Genomic DNA, 23,449 nt, shown 5'->3' on the forward strand with positions numbered 1-23,449 from the left:
AACCTAATTATCAGGTTTTTATCAACACAAAAAAGCAATTCGTCCCTAGGCTTTAAACTTTTCGTCAGGTTTTACTGTTTTCCCTACGTTCCGGCTTACAACAATAACGGTAACTCAGTAAGCCTGTTCAAGTGGCTAAAACTGTTAAATGACTTTCGTATATACTAAAAATGAAGTATGTTTGGGAGGCAAGGATGAAGAACCACGCATCTTTTAATGATTTATAGATGGGAAAGGCTTACATGAAAAAACGTCATCTGCATATCCGACATGATGTGCCTTATAGTAAACTTATTTCTTTTTCACTTCTTTTTACTATACTTTACAATTTTAGTTTCGCACAACGGCCGGGATATGAATTGGAGCCTTCAAGATCGAAAGCAGACACCACAAAACAACGAGATCTTATTGATATAGCAAAAGATTTTCTCAATATAGAGCCTCCAAAGGGCCCTGATAGCAGCGGAAAGTCGATTTACTTTTCCTTTCTCCCTTTTTCCACCACTGTACCCGGGGGAGGCCAAGCTCTGATCACCTCTACGACTGCGGGTTTCTTTACCGGCAATCGTAAAACAACGAACATGTCTCGCGTGACTTTTACACCCTATACCAACTTTAAAGGGCGCTTTGGCCTCCCGATTCGCTCTTATGTTTGGTTAAAAAACAATGAATGGGTAATTATCGGAGATACACGCCTAATGAAATATCCGCAATATACCTGGGGCTTAGGACGGCAACATAGTGAAGATGATAAAATGTTGGTAGACTATACCTATTTCAGATTCTATCAACATGCCTTACGGAAATTTAAGCGGAATTTCTTTGCCGGTCTAGGATATAATTTAGATTACCGTACCAATATCGATGCTGAGAAAAATGGAGTATTACTAAGGGATTATGTCGACTATCCTTACGGTACCGATGATTTTGGAAGAAGTTTATCTTCGGGGTTAAGTTTTAATTTCCTTTATGACACACGGGCCAACTCTATCAACCCATTAGATGGGTATTATGCTTATTTTCAATACCGTATCAATCCTAAATTTCTCGGCAATGATCATTTCTGGAGTTCTGTTTATCTCGACCTTCGAAAGTATATCCGTTTTACGGAGGACCCCAATCGCCAAAATATGCTTGGTTTGTGGAGTTATTATTGGTCAGTGCTCAATCGTCAAGTTCCTTATCTAGACCTGCCGAGTATTGGCTGGGATGTGTATAACCGTTCCGGTAGAGGTTTTGATCAAAATCGTTTCCGGGGCAGACATTTATTTTATCTAGAGGCCGAGTATCGGCGCGACATTACCAATAACGGGCTGTTAGGCTTTGTATTATTTACCAACGCAAATACCGTTTCAGGCCCTAATAGCAACATTTTTAAAGATTGGAACCAAGCCTATGGCGGAGGTTTACGGATTAAATTCAATAAAGGTTCGGGCACAAACATTGCCATTGACTATGGTCGTAGTAAAGGTTTTTCAGGATTTCAAATCGGACTGGATGAAGTGTTTTAACAGCTATCAGTTTTTAGAGATCGGCAATCAGCTATTGATAAACAATTTAAAGCCGACAGCAGATTTCAGATAGCTGATATCGCTTTCATTTGCTATATTGCACATAAATAGGTGTTGAAAATATATTTATGGACAAAAAAGTATACAATCGTATTAAGGCAGTCTTAGCTGAGCAAGGGAAAACCAACAAATGGCTTGCTGAAACCCTAGACAGAAACATTAACACGGTTTCTAAATGGAGCACCAATAAAATGCAGCCTACGGTAGAGTCGCTTTTTGAAATTGCAGACGCATTACAGGTTGACGTTCGTAGCTTACTTGTTTCTACGAAACAGCATTAAATAGCATAATCTGTATAAGAGTAAAGAAATGTAACATCTCTGTACAAAAGATTAAATTAGAAAATGGCATATAAATTAGGAGACTTTGTTCGCTTCGTGGAAGAGGACTTTGAAGGACACATTACAAAAATAATCAATGATGAATTGGTGGGAGTAACGGGAGAAGATGGTTTTGAAATCCCTGTACAAACGACCAAGATAACCCATGTTTATGGGCAGCAAAGCCGGAAAGAGCTGGATTTTGACGAAGATAAAAAGCAGCCGACGGTAATATCCGGCGCTTTTGTAGGAGAAGGAATCTATTTAGCCATTACCGGCGACCAAAAACAGAACATCGCTATCTTCAATTTAGTAAATGAAACCTCGTATGATTTACTATTAAGCTTCAGCACGGAAAAAGCAAAACAAATTGTAGGCGAATATGCGGGTATAATTGCACCGAAAAGCACGCAAAAGATTTATAATGCTAAAATTAACGAAGTAAGCAGTTGGCCCTTGTTCGATTTTAAGTTTTTATTTCATACGGTTGTGCTACAGGTGCCCAAGCCCGCTTTAGAGATTACTAAACGTATTAAACCACTTGATTTGTCGGAAGCCAAAAAGCATGTTCCATTACTGAGTGATCGCGCCTGGCTTTTCCGCTTAGACGAAGACCTAAAGATCGATGCAGAAAAGCTTAAGGAAAGTTTTTTCAGTCATCGTCCTGATAAGAAATAAGCGCTTAGATTAAGCTCAACTATTTGTTCGATTTTGGACAGTAAACTGTTCGGAATCGAACACTATTCCTCTTTACATTCCTTTCCAGCCACATTTAAAGCCCACTTTTCCATTTGGCGATATTCTTGGTCTACTAGCTAAAGGACATAAGACGCAAGTATCAAGACACAAGATCGCCCGACTAGTAAGACTCAACATCGTAAAGGCGCTTTTAGAATATCTTGACACCTGCCTACCGGCAGGCAGGCTTAATACTTGATACAATGATAAAACCATGAGCGATTCAGCGAATAGCTGAAACACCTCTGAAAAATAAATAATATGTTTCAAAACTACCTAAAAATCGCCTGGCGGAACTTACTGAAACACCGCCTATATTCTGCCATCAAAATTGGTGGCTTTGCTTGTAGCATTGCAGCCTGTATACTTATTACATTATATATTATTCATGAAATAAGTTATGATAAAAGTTATCCCGATGGAGAGCGGATTTATCGCATTATTGCGCGATTCAATGATAATGGCGAAATAAAGAAAGGAGTATCTTTTCAGGCACCCTTAAGTAAAGCGATAAAGGCTGATTTTCCGCAAGTCGAAACGGTAGGACGGATCCTTCCCAATTCTTTATTTTACGGAGCAGGGAGTAATCAGGTAAGCATTGAGGATAATCCGACCAGCGTTTATGAAGAAGGATTTACTTACATGGATCAGGAGTTACTAGATATGCTTCAGCTACCCATGGCTTTTGGAGATCGATCAAAAGCCTTGAAACATCCGTATACCTTGGTCATGACGAAAAGTAAAGCGGATAAATATTTCCCGGGTAAGAATCCGGTTGGAAAGATTGTTTACTTGAACAACGATAAATCCAAACCTTATACCATTAAGGGAGTTATTGAAGACCTCCCCTCTACTTCACATTTAAAACCCTTCAGCTTTTTACTTACATTAAACGGCGTAGTGTTTTATCCTGGCGAGCAGGACAATTGGGGAGCAACGAATTACCCGACTTATATTAAACTACGGAAAGGGACTGATGTTGCACAATTTGAAAAGATATTAACAAAAGAAATCCTTACCAAATATGTCATTCCAACTATGCAGCAGGCAGGGAACGTCCGCGCAAATGAAATGGAAAAAAACCTTCGCTTAAGCTTACAGCCTGTTAGAAATATCCACCTATATTCTGCCGATATACACGATTACCCCCAAATGCAAAGGGGTGACATTAAATTTGTATGGTTATTTGGTGGTATTGCTGCATTTATCCTGTTAATTGCCTGTATTAATTTTGTCAATCTATCTACGGCAAAATCGGCCAATCGTGCAAAAGAAGTAGGTCTTCGCAAAGTGGTCGGTTCTTATAGAAGCGGTTTAATTGCCCAATTTTTAGCGGAATCTACTCTTTACAGTATATTATCTTTCCTCATCGGCCTATTACTTGCCTGGCTATTGTTACCCTTATTCAATACCCTCTCTGGAAAGGAACTTGGCTTCCCGTGGTCCAGCTGGCAATTAATTCCCGTTGTTCTCTGTTCAGCCCTTTTCGTTGGTCTCCTTGCGGGCATTTATCCTTCCTTCTATTTATCAGGTTTTCGTCCTATCGCAGTATTAAAAGGGGACTTAAGTCAGGGGACCAGAAACCCCGTTCTTAGAAACGGTTTGGTTGTTTTCCAGTTTGCCACCTCCATCACGTTAATCATCGGCACGTTGATTATCAACAATCAAATGAATTTCATACTGGACAAGAAAATAGGTTTCGATAAAGACCAGGTGATGGTTTTACAGGGCACCAGTACCCTTGGCGATCAAATCAACGTATTAAAAGAAGAACTTCAAAAACTGCCTCAAGTGAAAAGTGCTTCGGTGAGCGATTTTCTACCAGTACGATTGGAAGGGGTAAAAAGAAATGGCAACACTTTTTGGAAAGAAGGAAAAATCACAGAAGAGGCTGGAACTGGGGGCCAATTTTGGGAAATTGATGAAAACTATCTTTCCACTTTAGGCATGAAGTTACTCTCGGGCAGAAACTTTTCCAAAGACATGGCTACCGACTCCCAGTCCGTTATTATTAATCAAAAGTTGGCGAAAGAGCTAGGGCTTAAAAATCCTGTAGGTGCCCGTATAACTAATGGCCGTGTATTTACAGTTATCGGCGTAGTAGAAGACTTTAATTTTGAATCACTTAAAGATGAAGTCGAGGGTTTATGTATGGCATTAAGTAATAGCCCCACCATGCTTGCTGTCAAGGTAAACGGTAAAGATATGAGCACAGCAGTGCAAGCAATTGGTGCTGTATGGAAGAAATTTTCACCTGATCAAGCCATGCGTTATACCTTTTTAGATGAAGGTTATGCCAATATGTATATGGATGTAAAGCGTACAGGCAATATATTCACCAGTTTTGCTGCCTTAGCCATCTTCATTGCCTGTTTAGGGTTATTCGGCTTAGCGGCTTTTACCACAGAACAGCGCACGAAAGAAATAGGAATTCGAAAAGTTCTTGGCGCCAGCGTAAATGGCATCGTACAATTACTGACTAAAGACTTTTTAAGGCTTGTGTTTGTCGCCATTGTCATCGCCTCACCTTTAGCCTGGTGGGCGATGAACAAATGGTTACAGGATTTTGCCTATCGGATTGAAATTAAATGGTGGGTTTTTGCTATTGCAGGGTCCGCTGCTATTGTCATCGCTATACTGACCGTTAGTTTCCAAGCCATTAAAGCAGCTTTGGCCAATCCAACGAAATCGTTGAGAAGTGAATAAATTTAGTTACTGGTCATTCGTGCTTGGTTATTTGCCATTTCTTACTAGGAACTAATAACGGATAACAAATAACGATTATGTTAAAAAACTACATAAAAATCGCTTGGCGAAATATTAGAAGGAATACATCCTTTACCATCATTAATGTATTCGGACTCACCTTAGGAATCACCTGCGCCTTGCTGATTTTCGCGTTGGTCAATTACCATTTTAGTTTTGACAATTTCCACGAAGATAAAGAACGAATCTATCGTTTGGTTACAGAATGGCAAGATGATATTGTTGATCATTCCGCTGGCGTTCCTAGCCCCTTAGGTAAGGACTTTCGCGAGGACTTTAATCTCGACGAATATACGGCAAGGTCGATTAATTTTCGGGATGTCTTAGTCACGCTACCGGGAACACCGGACAAGAAGAAATTTAATGAGGAAAGCTCAATCGCCTATACAGAATCCGCCTACTTCTCCATCTTTACTTTTCCTATTTTAAAAGGTGAGTCGGCAGAAGTCCTTACAGATCCGAACACAGCAATCATCACTGAAAAAATCGCAAAAAAATATTTTGGAGATAGCAACCCTTTAGGACAAGTGATCAAAGTCAATAATAACACTGATTTCACAGTTAAAGCTGTCCTACAAGATTTACCAAACAACACAGATCTTCAAAGTGAAATATTCCTCTCCTTCGCGAACTTAAAGGATCGAGATCCCGAGTTAGCTCGCGACGATGCCTGGAATGGTGTATACAGCGGCACGCAATGTTACACCTTGTTGAAAGAAGGTATAAGCGCGGATGTGGTTGAAAAAGCGCTGCGGCAAACTTCAGAAAAACATTACCCAGGCCGGGATGCAAAGGTTTGGAATTTCAAATTACAACCACTAAGAGACATTCATTTTAACCCTGTTTATAATGGCGCCGTCAATAAAAATTATTTATACGCGTTGTTATTTATCGGCCTATTATTGCTTTCTACTGCCTGTATTAACTTCACAAACCTAGCTACGGCACAAGCGATCAATCGTGCGAAAGAAATCGGTATCCGAAAAGTACTGGGCAGCCAACGGAAACAACTTTTTTGGCAGTTTATTTCAGAAACAGCACTTATTACTTTGATCTCTACGTTAATCGCATGTGGGCTTGCATCGGTGCTTTTGCCAAGTATCAATGATCTCTTCCAATCCGAAATACGTTTAAATCTATTCAGTGCTTGGCAAATGCCCGTATTTTTAATAAGTGTTGTTTCTTTTGTTATTTTTCTCTCCGGGTTTTATCCAGGCTTGGTATTGGCCGGTTTTAAACCCATTCAAGCCCTAAGGAGCAAAATAACTCAACGCGAGGTCGGTGGTTTTGCTTTACGGAGATCATTGGTAGTAGGGCAATTTGCTATTTCACAGATGCTTATCATTGGCACTTTAATCATCGCGAGGCAGATAAATTATGTCAATAATACCGATCTTGGTTTTGATAAAAGCGCTATTGTCAACCTCCCTATTCCGGAAGCGGATCGTGATCACGCCGATAAAAAGTTGACGCTCAAGAACCGCCTTGAAAACGTCAACGGTGTTCAAGCAGTTTCCTTAAATTTTCAACCTCCTGCTTCCCGATCGAACAGAACAACCGGCGTACGCTATGATACACGGACAGAAGAAGAAAGATGGAGCATCAATTTGAAATATGCAGACGACCAATACTTGTCTACATTCAATATGCGTTTGGCAGCTGGCAGGAACATCCGTCGGTCTGATACCATTAACGAATTTTTGGTGAACGAAACTTTTGTCAAAAAGCTTAATCTAATATCAGCAGAAGAAGTAATTGGAAAAAATATCACCATAAATGGCACAGCTTATAGTGGTCCTATTGTTGGTGTGGTGAAAGATTTCTATAATTATTCCTTTCGTAACGAAAAGGACGCTATTTGCATTGCATCTAACAACAAAGAATATGTTAATTGTTCCATTAAATTGAGCAGTCAACACCTCACTTCCACATTAGACTCTTTTGAAAAAATATGGAGTGAAACCTATCCTGATTATGTATACTCGCACCAATTTATGGATGAAGCAGTTGCACAATTCTATGAAACCGATAATACCCTCTTAAAACTGATTCAAGCTTTTGCATTGGTAGCTATTTTAATCGGCTGCCTTGGTTTATACGGCCTCATATCGTTTATGGCCTTTCATAAAACTAAGGAAATTGGTGTTCGGAAGGTTTTGGGCGCTACCATTCCGGATATTCTCTGGATTTTTGGGAGGGAATTCGTTCGTTTACTGGTCATTGCATTTATGATTGCTGCGCCGGTCGCCTGGTGGGGCATGAAAACCTATTTACAGGATTTTTCTTACAAAATTGAAATAGGACTTAATGTTTTCCTGCTTGCTGTCGCCATTACCTTTGTTATTGCTATTGTCACTATCGGTTTCCGATCTGTAAGGGCAGCAACAGTTAACCCGGTAAAATCGTTAAAAAGTGAGTAATGGGTTATTAGTTACTCGTTATTGGTTATTTGTCATACCAGACTAAGAACGGATAACGAATAACTAAAAAGGGGCAGGAAGTGTTGGCATGCCTTACAAACTATTCAAATATTTTTCGAGCATTGTGTATCCATCATCGGCCAACTGGTTTGCATCAGTGGGATCATTTGGATTGAGCTGGTGATCCGTTTCCCAAGCATCTGGTATACCATCTCCATCGGAATCATCAGGCGCCGTAACACTTTGCAGCGCGGGCCATCCCCCCACATCTTGTTGACTATCGATGATACCTGATGGGTGTTGGATACCTGTCGTGTTTACTAAGGCATAAGTAGCCCCCTCATAGGTCGCTGTTTTGTTTCTTACTTCCTGAATAATTCGTTTATCGACGGTATCTCGCTTGGGCAATACTGCACCTACATTGTTCAACACTTCCTCATAGGCGTCTTCTGCTGTACTGGTAAGCATCGGTAACGTCGGGAAGGGCGAACTTTGTTTGGCAGCCGCAATAAGTGCTGCTGCACCGGAATAGCTGTCGCGTTGCACCCCTTTCTCCCAATTGTCAGCACTTACGTCTGGAAATCCGTCAACAAAATTCCCTTGGATAAAGAACCTGCCACCCCATACGGTATCACCGGCGAAAATACTATAACTGGTATATTGCAAGATCCGGTTTCTCTTATTGCTTATACTACTTAGGGTACTCCCTGGTGTAGCAGGGCCATATTTATAATAGTTGTTAACCATATTGTAGTCGCCATTCTCTCCGCCATAAGTGGAATTTATATTCCCCCAATTATAGATCACGTTATTGCGGAAGTCTACCAACTCTTCGTCAGGACCGGTAGCAGCCAATGTTCCTGAAAAACGAGGATTTCTACTTGAATTATGAGCTAGCAGATTATGATGAAACGAAGATCTATTCCCTCCCCAGATTCCTCCATAGCCATGCGTCCCTTTTTCATGGGCCGATTTATATAAGCTTTCGCTCAGTATACACCATTGGAGCGAAAAATCCGTGATACCATAAAACGAACCGATTTCGTCTACCGACCAGCTTAAGGAACAATGATCAATAATAATATTTGCATAAGGGGTGCCACCCGCTGCCGGAAGCGACGTATAGAGTGCATCCGTTGTGATACCGTTAATATCACCCAGTCTAAACCGAAGATACCTGATGATGATATTATTTGCCCGTATTGCGGTTCCATACCCAGCAATACAAATTCCATCCCCCGGGGCCGACTGTCCGGCAATGGTGATATTATTTTGAGCAATAAATAAGTTGCTTTCCAGAAAAATCGTCCCCGAAACCTTGAACAGTACCGTTCGATTGGGTTGGCTTACCGCATCTCTTAAACTTCCGGGGCCCGAGTTATTCAAGTTGGTTACGTAATACACCGTTCCTCCTCGTCCACCTGTAGCGAATTTTCCGTACCCCTCAGCTCCCGGAAATGCCACAAGAACATCATTAGGCAGTACGTTTCGAGTACTTGTCAATTGTTTTGACGGTGTGTCAATTGTTGCCTTGCTACAAGAAATTAATGTTACAAGGCCAATGAACATCCATTTAATTCTTTCCATAATAGCGATTTATTAATTGTTTAGGATATAAAGTCAGGGCGTATACTCGGGTTTCCAGTGTTGAACGGTTTCCGTCTCGGCTGCTAAATTGCCCATATGTATGGCAATTGTACTATCATATGCCGTATGCGCATTAGATAAAGGCTTATCATTGGTCACGATGCAATGAATAAAGTGTTGTAAAGAAAGCACGGAAGGATCAGGTAGCTGCTCATTCTTTTCCTTAAAAATCAGCTCTTCGGCTTCTCCTTGTGTTCTCGCCAGAAGCGTGGCGCCGGTAACGCCATCAACAGTACCTTGTTGGTTCTTTGTCGACTCTGCATAAATAAACGCTTTATCCCTTTGGATCTCTAAGGTGGCCCGATCTCCTAAAATCCGTATATTATAGCCGTTATAAGCGTTTGACAGCACAGAGGTTACGCTCGACTGTATGCCTTCGGGATATTCATAAACCGTTCGAATATGATCATAAGTCTCCCGACCATCTTTCCAATAATTGACGCCTCCAAACCCAACAACTTTTATAGGTCTCTTATCCAGTAAGTAATGCACAGCATCAATCTGATGCGCACACAATTCGGATAAGGGGCCTCCGCAATAGGCGCGATACATCCGCCAATTGATCAACTTTTCATCTTTCGGGTTATTTACCGGAAAACGCCAATTGGAGTTTCGATTATATTGACACTCAAAATGCGTAATCTTACCTAGCCAATTCTGACTAATTACTTCCTTCACCTTATGATAAAGCGCGAAATAGCGATATTGAAACCCTACTTGGAATACCTTCGAAGACGCCTCAACAACCTTCCGTAAGTCGATTGCCTGTGGAATATCATAGGCCATGGCTTTCTCAAGATAGACGTGTTTTTCAGCTTGTATAGCATCTTTCGCCATCGGATGGTGTAAAAAGAGCGGTGTAGCAATAACGACAGCCTCGATGTTTTTGTCTTCCAACAATTTTCGATAATCCGTGTAGGTCGACACCTTATCTCCTACTATCTGACGGGCGCTAGTAAGGTGAGGTTGATAAACGTCGCATAATGCAGTGATCTTCACCCCTTTTATTCCCATTAATATTTTAGCTAAACCGGTACCCCGCGACCCGGTTCCAATAATACCTACCTGTACTTGATCAGTTGATAGTCTGCTCGAAAACGAAGGCAGTTTATCCAACGCCAGTGAGGAGAGCATCAGTCCGCTGCGCGTTAAAAACTCTTTTCTAGAATAATGATTAAATTTTTTCATGATTTGCTTAAGAATTAACGGTTATTTAATATATGCGCGGAGTGGTAAGTTGGTTTCTTTCAACGCTGAGACCGCGAGCCCCGCAACGCACTTCGCTCCAAATTCCGATAGATGCGTATCGTCCTTTTTCCCCTCGGGTAAGGAAGCAAATTTTCCGGGTGGAATATGTAAAAATAATTTCTTGGATTGCTCCGGCCCTGTTTTTTCTAAAAAAGCAGCTACCAGTGCATGTAAATCGATAAGCGGTGTATGTGTTAACTTCGCTACTTCACCTACAACCGTTAAATAAGCGCCGTGGGTATCTACGATATGCCCTTCTTGATCGAACTTCCGATGTGGTATGGATGTAAATAGAATGGGATATGCTTTTTTTGCCTGTACCTCTCGAACATAGCGTTCTATATTTTGCTTGAAGGTCGTATATGGCTCTGTATGCCGGGCCGTATCTGGTTTGGCATCATTATGGCCAAACTGAATAAACACGTAATCACCAGCCTTAACCTGTCGTATAACCTTCGACCAAAAGCCCTCATCACGGAAACTTTTTGAACTGCGTCCGCTCATTGCCTCATTATGTATATGTACATGTTCTGTAAATAAAGAGGGTGCAAGCTGCATCCAACCGCGGATGGGGTATCCTTTACCAAATTTATCGAGATAACTTGCCCTATAATCGGCCATGGTAGAATCACCAATGGAATAAATATGTATCTCTTCGGTTTGTTTAAAGCTAAATAGACATATAAGGCCTAATATCAGGCCAAACTTTTTCATATAACGGTAGGGTATCATCTCGCTGCGATTAAATGTTTACAATTAATAACCATAGTCTTGTGTTAGGTTCGGGTTGGCATCGATCGCGGTCTGTGGAATCGGAAATAGCTCGCTGTGATTGGCCCTAAAAAGCTGGGCAACATTGGTAATCCAAACATCTGTTAAGGCTGCCATCCAATTTACTCTTACAAAACCCTCAGGCGCGATTGCAGGACTCGCTTTATACAACGAATTTCCCCATACAACTTCCTGTTCTGCCGGTTTATAATACATGTACTGCGGGAGTTGATCATAGGGAGCTACCTTATTTTTCATTTTAGTCAACACATCCCGCACCTCTTGTATCTTCTGACCAATCAGATTCCAGCGAATAAGGTCATATTTTCGGATCCCCTCGCCGCCAAATTCAAGGTAACGTTCCTGTACCAAGCTGTTAAAAAACCCCTCTTTGTCGTTTGGAATATTTCCGGTTTCGTTTCCGCCGTAAGCACGGGTTCTCACTTCCTGTAAGGCTAATATGGCCTCGCTTGTGGGTCCATTATGGAGTTCATTTTCAGCCTCCGCAAACATCAATAGGACATCAGAAAATCGGATTAGGGGCCAATTTAAACCCGTTGCCTGAATGGCGGAGGAAAGGCGCGGATTGATCCAATCCGAACGGAATTTTCCGCTGGTCATATTCAGCAAGGGTTGCACTTTTTTACTATAATCCGGATCATTATAATAAGGTGCACAGGTAACATCCCGTCGGGTATCCAACGAATCAAAGGCATAAAAATAAGCAGGAATAATTCTAATCTGGCCATTTCCTAATAAAGAGGTATTTCCCGGCACATAAAATCGCGGTCCATCATAATACCCTAAATTACTATCTGTTTCGCGTCCCATTGCTACTTCCAACAGAATCTCCCCGTGTGGATCAAGGGTGTAAGCATCAATTCCATCTTTGAATACCGCCTGAAAGCTTGGATTGAGGGTATGTTGTTCCCGATGTTGCATGAGTTCATAACATTCATCTCGGGCAATCTGATAAAAAGACAGGTAATCACCTGTTCGTTTCATACGGTTACTTCTGCGAAGGGAAAACCCGGCACGGTATAAAGCCAATCTTGCCCGTAAGGCCTTTGCGGCTCCTTTCGTAATACGCTCATCGTTACTTGCTTCTGTGCGCCAGGGTAACAGCTCTTGCGCAGTTTTCAGATCTGCAATCAAACGATTGTAGATCGTATCACGATCAACCTTTGGCAGGGTAAGCTCCGCCTGATCGGCTGCTGGTTCGAAAGGTGCCGGTAAATCTCCCCAATTTCGAATAAGCTCAAAATAAAACTGTGCCCTAAGGGTGAGAGCCTCTCCATGCAATCTCTTTAGTTCCAACTGTTCCGAGGCCGTACCATTGCTGTATTGATCCATTGCGGGAATGTTTTTAATACAAATATTAGCTCGTTCGACACCTGCATATAATTGTTCAAAAGGCCCCGCGAGTTGTGCATTGGTTGCCTGTAAATTATAGCGGGATAAATCTCTGGAACTGTTATCTGGAGCGGCACCATTCAAAACACCAACCATTTCATCACTGTCGTAAGGATACATCAAGCTCAACCGACTGCCATAGGTTTGTAAACCCGATAAACGATCATATACGCCTAGTACCGCACTTCTTGCATTGGGCAGGTTACTGAATACATAATTTTCACTGAACGCAGAGGGCGGTTCCAGGTCCAAATAGTTCTTGCATGAAAATAGCGATACGGAAAGTGCAAAAACAAGGATTATTCTTTTTAAATGAATCTTGGATATCATGATCATGGTGTTAAAGCGTAAGATTAAGACCGATAATAAATGTTTTACTTCTTGGGTAAGCTGAATAATCAACTCCCGGTGTCGTGGGCACGGCTCTCCGTGTATTCACCTCGGGATCATAACCTGAATAATTGGTAAATACCGCTAAATTATTCACGGTACCATAAACTCTTAACTTTTTAAGTTTGATTTTATGAAGCATAGCACTCGGAAAAGTATAGCCTAAAGTGATGTTATTTATCCTCAAAAAAGATCCGTCTTCCATTGCCCAAGATGTAGGATACCAAGCACCTACACCGCTGATGGGCATCCAGATGCTGGCATTCTGATTCAAGGCGGCCAAGGCATCAGGTGCTATCCCTTTTACCACCTGCCTTCCCCCCTCGGTTACCACTTGTTGTACTACCTGGCCATTACCATCGATGGTCTTCCAACGATCATTCATAATTGCTAATGAGTTTGAATTGCTGCTGTAACCATTGGTAAATTCTATTTTGTTGGCATTATAGATTTTATTTCCATACACGAAATTCAAAAAAATGCTCATATCAAAATTCTTGTAAGTGAATTGCTGATACAAACCGCCCGAAAATTTAGGTGTTGCATCGCCAATGATGGTCTTATCATTTTCATCAATCCGGTTGTTACCGTCGAGGTCTTTCAATTTCATCCATCCCGGTTGGGCAGTGCCAATGGCATTAGAAACATCCACCACACCATCTTTTAGTGTATAAATGGAAGTCGCCGGATCATAATGAAAATCGTTCACTGAATAGAAGCCGTCTGATACAAAGCCATACATAGTACCAACAGATTGACCTACCTGCACGACATAATCTGCCGGTTGACCAGAGATGCCAAAACCAGAGTATTCATAATAATAAGACTGGCTGTTGGATAATTTGTCAATCCGATTACGGTTAAAAGATAAATTGAATGCCGTATTCCACGTAAAGTTCTTATTGCTGACGGCCGTGGCATTGAGTTGAAATTCGATGCCCTTATTGGACGTATTACCGATATTCTGTAACTGTGTTTTATACCCTGAGGTAGTCGGTATAGGTACGTTTAACAATAAATCGTTCACTTTATTGTGATAGGCATCTATCGTAAGCTGTATACGGGAGTTAAATAGGGCAAGGTCCAACCCAATGTTTTTAGATACCGTAGTTTCCCATATCAGATCACGATTTGCCAAATCATTAACAGCCAGCCCCGGTAGTATTTGCTCATTGAGGGCATATTTAGAACCAATACCGAAGATATTCAAAAATAAGTAGTCGTCTATTCGATCATTTCCAGCGGAGCCATAGCTTGCCCTCAATTTCATATCCGAAATGAAAGACATATTTTTCAGGAAAGGTTCTGCTGAAAGCCGCCAGGCGACGGAACCAGAAGGAAAGAAGCCCCAACGTTTATCGGAAGCGAATCTAGAAGACGCATCGGCACGTATGCTAAAGGAGGCCAAATATTTATCCGCGAAAGCGTAGTTTGTCCGATTGAAAAAAGAAACCGTACGCGTTTCGGAATTATAGGTTTGCGGATAGGTTGGGATAACCGTACCAAGGCTTAATTGGGCCAGTGCTTTTTCAGCATTAATCCCCTCCGGAAAATAGCGCAATTGGTTTTCTGTCCTCTTGGACGATATGGTATAAAATTCATTCCCTATAATCGCATCGATATGATGTTGCTCGCGCTGTATCTTAAAGGTTAAGACATTACTGTTGTTAAAACTGTTGCGTTCGGTACCCAAGAGTGATACCATAGGCAAGCGCGCACCTAATGTTCTGGCCCTTGAAGTGATCCCATCATCAAAACGATTAATATCTTCGAGTTGATAGTTAAAACCCGCTGCCGTGCGGAATGAAAGCCAGTCGTTGAACACATAATTGGCATAGCCATTCAGGTTGGTGACGCGTGTATGTCTATTTCTGTATTGTGCATTGCTTAGCTCTACCGGATTTATAATACCAAGCGCATTTCCTGTATTGGTCTCTTCATAATAGGCTTCATCCAGCTCTTCTTCCGATAAACCGCCAACAGTAAGAGGCCTATATTTTATGGTATGCCGAAGCATATTATAAGTCGACCCCGATTCATCTGAAGTTCCCGCTCCGTTTATTTTTTGATTATTGTAGCGAACATTAAAACCAACTTTCAGTTTACTGTTTACCTTATTGTCGAATCGAAAATTGAGCATTTTCCGATTAAAGTCTGAGTTAAGCATAATACCTTCCTCATCATTGCTGGTTAAGCTTAAGTTATACTGAATGGCTTCTGTACCGCCCGTAATACTCAGGTTATGCGTCTGCATGAATGCATCGTTGCCAAATGTTTTCTGTTGCCAGTCTATAAAAGGTTCGTTTTTATATTTTTCCAGTTCATTCCATTGACCGTACATTGTGGCAAAGCCCTCTTCCATACTGCTGTTTCCCCTCGTGCGTTCATACTGCCTGATCACGAAATCATAAGGACGCATCACATCCAACTTATTCGCCAATTGCTTTAAGCCAAAAATATTACTGTAGCCTATCTCCGTTTTCATTTCCCTTCCGCCTTTTGTGGTGATAATCACGACACCATTCGCTCCTCGTGCCCCGTAAATTGCTGTAGAAGAGGCGTCTTTCAACACGTCAATGGATGCGATATCTTGAGGGGACAAGCTATTGAGGCCATCTTCTACTTGTATACCATCAATAATATATAAGGGTGAATTATCTTGGGTAATAGAACCTCCTCCTCGAATTTTCAACTGGACATTAGCCCCTGGTGAGCCTTCTGATGTAGTTACCTGCACACCTGCCAGCCTGCCGGTAAGTGCTTCCGCGGCTGAATTAATGGGGATGTCTTTTAATTGTTTATCATTTAGGGAAGAAACTGAGCCTGTTAGGTCTTTCCGGTTCACGGTAGCATATCCGATAGCCACCACCTCATCCAGCATTACTTGGTCTTTTTTGAGCGCGATCTGCAGTGTTTGCTGGTTCGTAATCGGTATCTCTTTCTGTAAATACCCCATTGATCTGACAACCAAGACGGCATTATTACCCGCTGGAAGTGATAGCTGAAAATGGCCATTTTCATCCGTCTGCGTAACGACGGATGATCTGAGAACTAGCACGGTAGCCCCTTTAATCGGTTCCTTCGAATCCGCATCCCGAACGGTGCCGCGAATAGTTTCACTTGTCTTGTTTTGTTGTGCATATCCTTTTCCGTACAAAAGGAGCACTACGAGTAGCCCTAATAAAGCTGTTGGATAGGTTTTTTTTCGTTTCATAATTTAAACAGTAGGTTTTTTCCGCTCCTAATAGGACGCGGATAACACGACCCTGAGTTTATATTGGTAAAAATTGGCTGTTGTACAGGAATATAAAGCAATATATACTCCTCGTATTCCAAAAATATCAGTTAACCGCATTGCTTTCATGAAAATGATCAAGCTATTAACGAGAACGTTGCCGAAAACTGGCAGGTTTCAATAGTGTTCGAATACGAACACCGGTTGTCCATATTCGAACAACAATTGAAATAACAATAGCCCAAACGGCTAAAAAGGACTCTTTTTGTTGTGGCAATAAAGTTGAGTAAAGATATAAGACGCAAGATTGCCTGACTAGCGGGTAAGACGCAACGTCGTAAAGGAGCTTTTAACATCTCTTGATACCTGCCTACCGGCAGGCTTGATACTTAATACTTGATACCATGTTAAAAAATTACATAAAAATCGCTTGGCGAAATTTGTTACGCTACAAATTCGTTTCCTTCATCAACTTGTTTGGTTTGAGTATTGGAATCACCTGTTGCCTACTCATCGCCTTGTATGTATTTGATGAACTGAGTTATGACCGCTATAATAGCAAGGCAGACCAAATCTACCGAGTAGAACGAACTTTCTTAAATACAGAGAGTAAAAGCGTCTCCCTAGAACTCGGTGCGGTTGCGCCGCCTGTTGGTCCTTTATTACAAAACGACTTTAAGGAAATTCAGGCACTGACCAGCATACTTCCTATTGGGGGTATGACCTTTCAATACCAGGATAAGGTATTCAATGAGGATAATGTCTACTGTGCGGATGAAGACCTTTTTAAGGTCTTTGATTTTACAGTAACCAAAGGTGATCCGAAAACGGCACTGCAAGAACCTTATTCCATCATGCTTTCCGAAGAAATGGCCAAGAAGTATTTTGGAACGGAAAACCCTTTAAATAAGTTATTAAAAGTTGACCAAAAGCTTACCGGTACGGTAACGGGTGTTTATAAATCGCTTCCTTCCAATGCGCATTGGCATCCCAATATCATGGTCTCTTTTTCTACATTAAGGGATACTGCAATATATGGAGAAGAACAACTTCGTACCAATTGGGGAAACAACGCGTTTTATACCTATGTTTTGTTGCCTAAAGATTACAATGCCGGCAAACTGGAAGCACAATTTCCGTCTTTCTTAAACAGACATATTCCCGGTGCCGACAATAAAGCCCAGGAGTGGACCTTCCTTTCGTTAAGAAAACTAACAGATATTCACCTTCATTCTCATAAGGATTCCGAATTGGAAGAAAACGGCGATATCAAACGGGTTTATATCTTCTCTATAATAGGTCTTTTTATTTTACTGATCGCCTGTATCAATTATATGAACCTGTCCACCGCACGCTCCGCCCTGCGTGCAAAAGAAATTGGAATCCGGAAAGTCGTTGGAGCCGAGAAAACAGAATTAATTTATCAGTTCTTAAGCGAAAGTGTCCTGCTCTGCTTACTGGCCTCGTTGATATCGGTTGTATTGACAGGAATGGCATTGTCCGGATTAAATCTACTGGCCGGAAAGACCTTTACGCTAAGTCACCTGCTACAGGCCCCTATTTTAATTGCCATTACGATTCTTCCCTTCATTATCGGTGTGTTATCAGGCATTTATCCCGCCCTATTTCTTTCCGGTTTCCAACCTATCAAAGTACTGAAAGGCATTTTCAAAACCGGCGAGCATACATTTTCGCTCCGCAAGGCACTTGTAGTTTTTCAGTTTTCTATTTCCATTATACTTATTGTAGGTACCTTGATTGTGTTCAGGCAACTTCAATACATTCAAAACAAAAGTTTAGGTTTTAATAAAGAACAGATTGTAGTTCTTAACAACAACCAAGGACTAGATGGTGCCTTTCAGTCATTTAAAACCAACCTACTGGCCAACCCAAACATTAAAGAAGTAGGACGATCAAGCCGAATTCCCTCGGGAAGGTTGTTAGATGCCGCCGGTTCGCAAATCAACTTAGGAAATGGCTTAGCCCCCTCAAAGGCGGATATCAAATATGTACGTAGCGATGCCGGTTTTATTCCTACTTATGGAATAGATATCATTACCGGCAGGAATTTTCGCGCCGGTAATGAGCGAGATACTTCTTCCTTTATTCTGAACGAAGCTGCTGTTCGTGTTCTGGGATTAACGCCGGAAGACGCGATTGGTAAACCTTTTAAATACGACACGAGGGCGGGACAAATTGTCGGTGTTATGAACGATTTCAATTTCGAATCTTTACATCAACGCATTTTACCCTTAGTTTTGTTTAGTTCTACTGATGAGAATGGTTATGGGCGAATTTCGATTAAGGTTAACGGGAATGTCCGGCAAGCTTTAGCGCACTTACAAGCAGTCTGGGAAAAATACTTACCGGAAACACCTTTTACTTATACTTTTTTGGATGACCGTTTTGCCGATCTTTATAAAGCGGAACAGCAACAACAGGTAATATTTACCTTATTTTCGTGTATTGCCATTGCCATCGCCTGTTTGGGCTTGTTCGGTCTTTCTGCTTTTACCATCACTCAGCGCGTCAAAGAGATCGGTATCCGTAAAATATTAGGTGCCAGTACCGCAACGATTGTTCGACTGCTTTCTACCGATTTTTTACGTCTAGTACTCATTGCAGCGGTTATTGCATTTCCCTTAGCCTGGTATGTTATGAGCAATTGGTTAAACGACTTTGCTTATCGCATTGAGATGGAATGGTGGATTTTTGGTTTTGCTTTAGTCATGGCCCTGATCATCGCTTTTGTAACGATCAGCTTTCAAGCAATTAAAGCCGCATTGGCCAATCCGGTGAATAGTTTGCGCAATGAGTGAGGCTGGTTATTAGTTGTTGGTTATTAGTTGTTGGTTATTAGTTGTCGGTTATTTTGCTATGTTCTATTAAGAGCTGATAACAAATAGAATAATAATAGCGATGATTTCATTTTAATCCAAATAGTAATCTGATGAAAGGTATTCTTCTGATAAGGAATTCATAAGTAAGGAAACAAGCGGTTATCGTAGCGAGCAAAACCAAAACAAATTGAATACGTACATCTATATCCAATGGAAAGATAAAATAAGATCCAAGGTAAAGAAAAATCATATGAAGTATGTAAAACGGGTACGCCGCACGGCTTAAATAGCGAAGTAGGTTGCTGGGATAATTGAAATATTTGTACGCAAATGCAAAAAATGAAATAATCCAGCTGTTCGACTCAATAGACAGCATATAAGTCGGCGCTGAAGACTGAAAATAAGTAATCCTTATTATAAAAAAGGTTACTGCAAGCGCAAGAAACAGCCATCTCCACCTTAGAATCATAGGCCAAAAGGTAGCACCACACAAGACAAAACAAAAGCCGAAGAAGAATGCCAGCATTCCCAGAACGAAACCATGCCATGTCATCGCATACAATTCAAAAGGCATTGGGTCGATCAACAAAACTTCGGCGATAAATACACTCATTACTAATAGTATGCCTTGCGGACTACTAAATGTCTTTTTCATACTATTCACTAGCCGACTATGTTCTTGCCGCTTTAAATAGAAAAAAATCGGCGCGAACATGATAACATAAACAAAAAGGTTACCAAGAAACCATAGATGGCCGGGACCGGGTAAATAGGCTGTATCAAAATGGTAATACCTTTGCCATATATAAAGGTGGAGCGGAACGATCAATAGCATCCCAAAAAGAAATGGAAGTAATATCCTTTTGGCTCTCTCCAGCAAAAGTTGTTTCCAGCTTCTATTTCTCATGGCAAAATAAACCCCCATGCCCGACACATAAAATAAAAGTGGTATCCGCCATACGTTCATCATGCTCATGGGAATCCACAACGCATCCCATGATTTTTCATTCGTAATAAAGCCGATCATCATCCCCCAAGGCTGGAAACCGATTGCTATATGATATATCAAGAGCAATGCAATCGCGATGACCCGCATCCAATCAATATCGTATCTTCTATCTAGTATTGGCATATTCTTTCCTTTTTCTTTGTATATTATTTCAATTGGGCAGCTATCTCCGGTCGAATTTTTTCGAGATATGCGTAATCCAACTCCAATCCAAAAGGCTTAAGCATTTTACCCATCATATCATAGGTACTCTTGACTTCGCTGAAGGGCGCTGCTACAGATTCGTAGGCTGTAGCTCCATATTTATTCTTTATTGTTTTATCAGCCCCACTATCCAGTAACATTTTGACAATATGAGGCCGACCAAAAAATGCGGCCGTAATAAGTGCAGTGGATCCCTCCTTATTCTGAAAATTCAGATCTGCTCCTGCGTCGATTAATAGCTTAACCATTTCCGGCTTATCAAATAACGCGGCGGATATTAGCGGACTTGACCCTCCATAAGGATCTTTCTTATTTAGATCTGTTCCCGCGTCGATATGCTGCTGAACAGCTTCCAAATTTCCCGTTATAACTGCTGTGTGGATATCAACTTTTGGAGCGGCAACCTTGTCCTTATCTTCAATAGCATTTTCCTTTTGGTTAGAACCGCCTTGACATCCAGTCATAATAAACAAGGCTATTAAAAAGGATAATGTAAAAGCTGCTTTTGATGAATTTGTTTCTTTTGTTTTCATGATAATAAGCATTAGTTGTTTTCGATTTTTTCTGTTGTAAAGATCGTTCTAGTTCACAGGACGCACCAAATAGCTATGCGGATAAAACCATCAAGTTTAGAGATGACAATATAAATTATGATGAATCGATATAAATTATGATGCATAATCGTTCAAATAAGTATATTTGATATAGAAAAGATAAGATGTAAACCAATGCCTGATTATCAGCCCGTTGCTAATGAGTTTATCCGTCAAATTGCTACCATCGTGGAGAAAAATCTCTCCAATGAGCAGTTTGGCGTTTCCGAACTCGCTGAAGAGCTGAATATGAGCCGTTCAAACCTACTCCGTAAAGTGAGAAAGCTCAGCAATTTGTCAGTAAGTCAACTAATCAGGCAGGTGCGTTTAGAGCATGCGATGAATCTGCTACGGGAGTCTTCCTTAAACGTTTCTGAAGTAGCAGACCGTGTCGGTTTTAGCAGCACGTCCTATTTTATCAAGTGCTTTCGCGAATATTATGGCTTCCCTCCCGGAGCGGCTAATAGTCAAAGAGAAGCAACGGAAAATATTCCTCCTCCTGCTATTTCCAAAAACCGTAATCGACGCTTCATTTTTATCTTACTATCTGCCGGGTTAACCGTTGTATTAGCCATCGCTTTACTCAGGTATGGTATGAAAGATTCATCTGCTAAGAGCTCACTTGAAAAATCGATTGCCGTATTACCTTTCAAAAATGACAGCAATGATTCCACTAATGTCTATTTAATCAATGGTCTCATGGAATCTACGCTCAATAACCTTCAAAAAATAAAAGATTTGAAAGTAACGAGTAGGACATCGTCCGAAAAGTACAGAAATATATTCAAATCCATCCCTGAGATGGCAAAAGAACTAAATGTAAATTATTTTGTAGAGGGGAGCGGTCAAAAGATCGGTAACCAAATTTTGTTAAATGTGCAGTTGATTGAAGCTCCAAATGATCGACACTTATGGTCTCGTCAATACCGCAGAGAGGTTAAAGATATTTTTCAATTGCAGCAGGAGATTGCCAAAGACATTGCCAAAGAAGTTCAAGCGACCATTACTCGTGAAGAACGATCGAGGATTGAAAAAAATCCAACCGAGAATTTGGTGGCATACGACCTTTTTTTGAAAGGCAGCGATTTATTACATAAAGGTGGCCGTACCAATTTAGAGCAAGGCATCAGCTATTTCAAAAGGGCTATTAAAGAAGATCCTCAATTTGCCCTTGCTTATGCCGTTTCTGCCATTGCCTATTATTATCTGGATCTTTTTCAAGAAAGAAAAATTTATACCGCTGAAATGGGTTTTTACGCAGATAAAGCACTTTTATGCGACCCTCTTTTGCCCGAGAGCCTTATTGCCAAAGCTTTATTTTATGCACATCAAAAAGATTATGAGGCTGCCGTTCCCTATCTTGAAAAAGCCTTGGAATACAATCCTAATTCCATTTTGGCTATCCACTTTTTATCAGATTTTTATAACTATTCTATTCCCAATACCGCCAAGTACCTCGAGTATGCGCTTCTAGGGGTTAAGTTGAATGCGGGATTACAAGATTCTACGACCACAAGTATTAACTATTTACACCTCAGCAATGCACTGATACAAACCGGATTTGTCGAAGAATCACTTCATTACATTAATAAGTCGATAAGTTACAATCCCGAAAATTCCTATGCTATCTGGGTGAAGGCAGCCATCCTTTTTGCCAAAGATAGTAGTACCGAACAAACGAAACAGTTGTTGCTGAAAGAATGGGATAGAGATAGTACACAACTCCATATTTTGCAGGAAATAGGAAATGTTTACTGTTACATTGGCGACTATCAAGCCGCTTATCGGTATTACAAGCAATTTATTAAACTGCGTGAAGCTCAACGATTGGACATTTTTAAACACGTAGATCTTACTATTGGAATCGTTCTAGCTAAATTGGGCTTTAACGAGGAGTCGAATAAATTCATAACCAGTTTTAAAGAGTTTGCAGACAATGACCAATCTATTTATAAGCATGTACACCTAGCTATGTACTACGCTTATCTGAAAGACAGCAAGAAAACCCTCGATCACTTGAAGCTATTTAGCAAGGTAGATAATTATCAATATTGGATACTTTTACTAGAAAGAGATCCTTTAGTTAAACCTTTTAGAAATCTGCCTGAATTCAAGACGGTAATGCATACCATCAAAACTAAGTTCTGGAATAAGCACAAGGAGATAAAGGTATCGCTAGAAGAAAAAGGGTTGCTATAATATAGTAGTGCATCTTGAGTGCTCGAAAAACGGTAGGCCCAACCCCGACAAAAGCCAATTATTATTTCTCACAATCCGAGCTTTT

Annotated in this window: 14 protein-coding genes; 7 read left to right on the forward strand and 7 right to left on the reverse strand. The window is 40.9% G+C overall.

Going from position 1 to position 23,449, the window contains the following annotated elements:
* The first annotated feature begins 242 nt into the window (after positions 1-242).
* The 5 genes from ACH11B_RS06200 to ACH11B_RS06220 all read left to right on the forward strand — a co-directional run bounded on the left by ACH11B_RS06200 (position 243) and on the right by ACH11B_RS06220 (position 7,815).
* Entirely contained in the window at positions 243-1,511 is a 1,269-nt protein-coding gene (locus tag ACH11B_RS06200) for a BamA/TamA family outer membrane protein (protein WP_246860243.1), read from the forward strand.
* Between the two features lie 128 nt (positions 1,512-1,639).
* Positions 1,640-1,852, forward strand: coding sequence for a helix-turn-helix transcriptional regulator (locus tag ACH11B_RS06205; RefSeq protein ID WP_013664493.1), 213 nt, complete (start codon positions 1,640-1,642; stop codon positions 1,850-1,852).
* Positions 1,853-1,915: 63 nt separating this feature from the next.
* Positions 1,916-2,569, forward strand: coding sequence for a hypothetical protein (locus ACH11B_RS06210; RefSeq protein ID WP_130854713.1), 654 nt, complete (start codon positions 1,916-1,918; stop codon positions 2,567-2,569).
* A gap of 321 nt (positions 2,570-2,890) precedes the next feature.
* On the forward strand, positions 2,891-5,335 hold the full coding sequence (locus tag ACH11B_RS06215) for an ABC transporter permease (RefSeq protein ID WP_130854712.1): 2,445 nt from the start codon (positions 2,891-2,893) through the stop codon (positions 5,333-5,335).
* A gap of 77 nt (positions 5,336-5,412) precedes the next feature.
* Entirely contained in the window at positions 5,413-7,815 is a 2,403-nt protein-coding gene (locus tag ACH11B_RS06220; protein ID WP_377610083.1) for an ABC transporter permease, read from the forward strand.
* A 93-nt stretch (positions 7,816-7,908) separates the two neighbouring features.
* Here ACH11B_RS06220 and ACH11B_RS06225 read toward each other — a convergent pair whose 3' ends face one another.
* Genes ACH11B_RS06225 through ACH11B_RS06245 form a run of 5 tightly spaced genes read right to left on the reverse strand, consistent with a single transcriptional unit; the run spans position 7,909 to position 16,498 of the window.
* Positions 7,909-9,402, reverse strand: a complete 1,494-nt coding sequence (locus ACH11B_RS06225; RefSeq protein ID WP_377610084.1) for a pectate lyase — start codon at positions 9,400-9,402, stop codon at positions 7,909-7,911.
* A 33-nt stretch (positions 9,403-9,435) separates the two neighbouring features.
* Positions 9,436-10,650, reverse strand: a complete 1,215-nt coding sequence (locus ACH11B_RS06230) for a Gfo/Idh/MocA family protein (protein WP_377610086.1) — start codon at positions 10,648-10,650, stop codon at positions 9,436-9,438.
* A gap of 21 nt (positions 10,651-10,671) precedes the next feature.
* Complete coding sequence (locus ACH11B_RS06235) at positions 10,672-11,424, reverse strand: rhamnogalacturonan acetylesterase (RefSeq protein WP_377610088.1); 753 nt, start codon at positions 11,422-11,424, stop codon at positions 10,672-10,674.
* A 42-nt stretch (positions 11,425-11,466) separates the two neighbouring features.
* On the reverse strand, positions 11,467-13,224 hold the full coding sequence (locus ACH11B_RS06240; RefSeq protein ID WP_377610090.1) for a RagB/SusD family nutrient uptake outer membrane protein: 1,758 nt from the start codon (positions 13,222-13,224) through the stop codon (positions 11,467-11,469).
* Between the two features lie 10 nt (positions 13,225-13,234).
* Complete coding sequence (locus ACH11B_RS06245) at positions 13,235-16,498, reverse strand: SusC/RagA family TonB-linked outer membrane protein (RefSeq protein ID WP_377610092.1); 3,264 nt, start codon at positions 16,496-16,498, stop codon at positions 13,235-13,237.
* Between the two features lie 425 nt (positions 16,499-16,923).
* Between ACH11B_RS06245 and ACH11B_RS06250 the strand changes: the two genes are divergently transcribed.
* The gene (locus ACH11B_RS06250; RefSeq protein ID WP_377610094.1) at positions 16,924-19,338 is read left to right on the forward strand and encodes an ABC transporter permease; all 2,415 of its coding nucleotides are present in this window, start codon (positions 16,924-16,926) and stop codon (positions 19,336-19,338) included.
* Between the two features lie 106 nt (positions 19,339-19,444).
* On the opposite strand, the gene ACH11B_RS06255 is transcribed toward ACH11B_RS06250, so the two are convergent.
* Positions 19,445-20,491, reverse strand: a complete 1,047-nt coding sequence (locus tag ACH11B_RS06255) for an acyltransferase family protein (RefSeq protein WP_377610096.1) — start codon at positions 20,489-20,491, stop codon at positions 19,445-19,447.
* 23 nt (positions 20,492-20,514) lie between these two features.
* Positions 20,515-21,105, reverse strand: a complete 591-nt coding sequence (locus tag ACH11B_RS06260) for an ankyrin repeat domain-containing protein (protein WP_377610098.1) — start codon at positions 21,103-21,105, stop codon at positions 20,515-20,517.
* Between the two features lie 195 nt (positions 21,106-21,300).
* On the opposite strand from ACH11B_RS06260, the gene ACH11B_RS06265 reads away from it, so the two are divergent.
* Positions 21,301-23,364 carry a helix-turn-helix domain-containing protein gene (locus tag ACH11B_RS06265; protein WP_377610100.1) on the forward strand — a complete coding sequence of 688 codons (2,064 nt, stop codon included), beginning with the start codon at positions 21,301-21,303 and terminating at the stop codon, positions 23,362-23,364.
* Positions 23,365-23,449: the final 85 nt, after the last annotated feature.

It is taken from the genome of Olivibacter sp. EAT-5, assembly GCF_044784325.1.
Taxonomy (GTDB): Bacteria; Bacteroidota; Bacteroidia; order Sphingobacteriales; family Sphingobacteriaceae; genus Olivibacter; species Olivibacter oleidegradans.

Bases quoted from the DNA above. Each gene is read 5' to 3' on its own strand.
- ACH11B_RS06220 (WP_377610083.1), top strand. From the start codon at position 5,413: ATGTTAAAAAACTACATAAAAATCGCTTGGCGAAATATTAGAAGGAAT.
- ACH11B_RS06245 (WP_377610092.1), bottom strand. From the start codon at position 16,498: ATGAAACGAAAAAAAACCTATCCAACAGCTTTATTAGGGCTACTCGTA.
- ACH11B_RS06250 (WP_377610094.1), top strand. From the start codon at position 16,924: ATGTTAAAAAATTACATAAAAATCGCTTGGCGAAATTTGTTACGCTAC.
- ACH11B_RS06260 (WP_377610098.1), bottom strand. From the start codon at position 21,105: ATGAAAACAAAAGAAACAAATTCATCAAAAGCAGCTTTTACATTATCC.
- ACH11B_RS06225 (WP_377610084.1), bottom strand. From the start codon at position 9,402: ATGGAAAGAATTAAATGGATGTTCATTGGCCTTGTAACATTAATTTCT.
- ACH11B_RS06265 (WP_377610100.1), top strand. From the start codon at position 21,301: ATGCCTGATTATCAGCCCGTTGCTAATGAGTTTATCCGTCAAATTGCT.
- ACH11B_RS06235 (WP_377610088.1), bottom strand. From the start codon at position 11,424: ATGAAAAAGTTTGGCCTGATATTAGGCCTTATATGTCTATTTAGCTTT.
- ACH11B_RS06215 (WP_130854712.1), top strand. From the start codon at position 2,891: ATGTTTCAAAACTACCTAAAAATCGCCTGGCGGAACTTACTGAAACAC.
- ACH11B_RS06205 (WP_013664493.1), top strand. From the start codon at position 1,640: ATGGACAAAAAAGTATACAATCGTATTAAGGCAGTCTTAGCTGAGCAA.
- ACH11B_RS06255 (WP_377610096.1), bottom strand. From the start codon at position 20,491: ATGCCAATACTAGATAGAAGATACGATATTGATTGGATGCGGGTCATC.
- ACH11B_RS06200 (WP_246860243.1), top strand. From the start codon at position 243: ATGAAAAAACGTCATCTGCATATCCGACATGATGTGCCTTATAGTAAA.
- ACH11B_RS06230 (WP_377610086.1), bottom strand. From the start codon at position 10,650: ATGAAAAAATTTAATCATTATTCTAGAAAAGAGTTTTTAACGCGCAGC.
- ACH11B_RS06210 (WP_130854713.1), top strand. From the start codon at position 1,916: ATGGCATATAAATTAGGAGACTTTGTTCGCTTCGTGGAAGAGGACTTT.
- ACH11B_RS06240 (WP_377610090.1), bottom strand. From the start codon at position 13,224: ATGATATCCAAGATTCATTTAAAAAGAATAATCCTTGTTTTTGCACTT.